Here is a 1,678-nt window from a genome sequence, read left to right on the forward strand (position 1 = left end):
TCTTTCCAAAAATGCTTGCGCAAGAACGGGATAAATCTTGGTTCTCTCCAAACCCTATAAGTGGTAATCTGCTTGATGCGCAAGATGATGGAACTGATAGACACTCTAGGGATATACTGAATCATCAAGTGTAAATGGTCTTTGTCTGTCTCCATTGCTATGATGATAAAATCTGAACTTTCCTCTATCTCCTCAACCACAGACTTTATAAAAATAGCCACATCTCCTACGAGCAACTTTTTTCTGTATTTACACACTAAAATCAAATGGGCTTTTAGATTATGTTTGCTCCTGTTTGTGGATAAATAGCCTTTGAGTTTGTAATGGTTTTCTTTCATAGCTCTACACCTCAAAAATATTTTATAAAATTATGTTATAATAATGTAAAATAGTTAAGGCGTAAGAAATTGCTTAAAGCAATGAAGTTTAGAATTTACCCTAGTGTTGAACAAAAAACCTTGATACACAAGCATTTTGGTTGTGCTAGAGTGATCTATAATTACTTTTTAGCATACCGCCAAAAGCAATACGCACTAGGCATTAAAGAAAATTACTTCAGCATGCAAAAGGTGCTTACTACTCTCAAAAAACAAGAGTCTTATGCTTATCTAAGTGAATGCAATTCGCAAAGCTTGCAAATGGCACTAAGACAGCTGACAACAGCCTTTGATCGATTTTTCTCTAAGCTGGCAGATTATCCTAGATTCAAATCTAAAAAGTATGCCAAGCAATCTTTCTGTGTCCCGCAACACTTAGAGATGGATTTAGGAAACAACCAAGTCAAGCTACCCAAATTCAAAGAAGCTATTAAAGCCAAGTTTCATAGGCATTTGCCTACAAACTCTATCGTCAAACAGGGGTTTATCTCTTGTGTAGCAGATAAATACTATCTCTCTGTCAGTTATGAGGACAATAAGCCTGAACCTAAACCCACAACTATCAGAAAAGCTGTGGGTTTAGATATGGGTTTAGAGTCTTTAGTCATCGCCAGTAATGGCGTGTTCTACCCATATAAAAAGTTTTTCCAGAATCTACAAACCAAACTCACTAAAGCGCAAAGGAGATTGTCTAAAAAACTCAAAGGTTCTAGTAATAGAAAAAAACAAGCAAAGAAAGTGGCACAAATCCACGCCTCTATCAGCAATAGCAGAGAGGACTACCTACATAAAATCAGTAATGAGATAACCAATCAATACGATTTGCTAGCAGTAGAAACCTTGAAAGTTAGGAATTTGGTCAAAAACCACAAACTAGCTAAGAGCATTACCAATGCCAGCTGGTCTAGGCTTATTAGTCTATTAGAATATAAGGCTGGTTGGAAGGGTAAAACCCTTATCAAAATTGACCAATACTTCCCTAGCTCTCAAATCTGCTCGACCTGTGGGAGCAATACCGGTAAAAAGCCACTCCATATTAGAAATTTTGTCTGCCCTTGTTGCCAAACACACCATCACAGAGACCTCAATGCTAGCATCAACATTAGAAACTATGCTTTGGGAATGCTAGATGAGCGACACGCTATCAAGGTAGATAAAACTAGGGTAGGGATGACCCGAAGTTACGCTTGTGGAGATTCCGCTGATGGGGTTGTAACCAAGTATGGCTACATACTGGATATAGCTAGTTATGGATCGTTGAAGCAAGAAGCCCACCCGTCTTTAGCGGGTGGGTGATTCAC

2 protein-coding genes are annotated in these 1,678 nt (G+C 38.3%); one reads left to right on the top strand and one right to left on the bottom strand.

Annotation, left to right across the window (positions count from 1 at the left end; all coding sequences use genetic code 11):
- Positions 1 to 338 (bottom strand): IS200/IS605 family transposase (gene tnpA, locus QSJ47_RS08070; protein WP_285603010.1); only part of this gene is annotated, 338 nt, incomplete at its 3' end.
- A 69-nt stretch (positions 339 to 407) separates the two neighbouring features.
- Between tnpA and QSJ47_RS08075 the strand changes: the two genes are divergently transcribed.
- A complete protein-coding gene (locus QSJ47_RS08075) occupies positions 408 to 1,673 on the top strand; it encodes an RNA-guided endonuclease InsQ/TnpB family protein (RefSeq protein WP_285603011.1) in 1,266 nt (421 codons plus the stop codon).
- The last annotated feature ends 5 nt before the right edge of the window (positions 1,674 to 1,678 follow it).

Origin of the sequence: Helicobacter sp. NHP22-001, from assembly GCF_030270165.1 — a bacterium.
Taxonomy (GTDB): domain Bacteria; phylum Campylobacterota; class Campylobacteria; order Campylobacterales; family Helicobacteraceae; genus Helicobacter; species Helicobacter gastrofelis.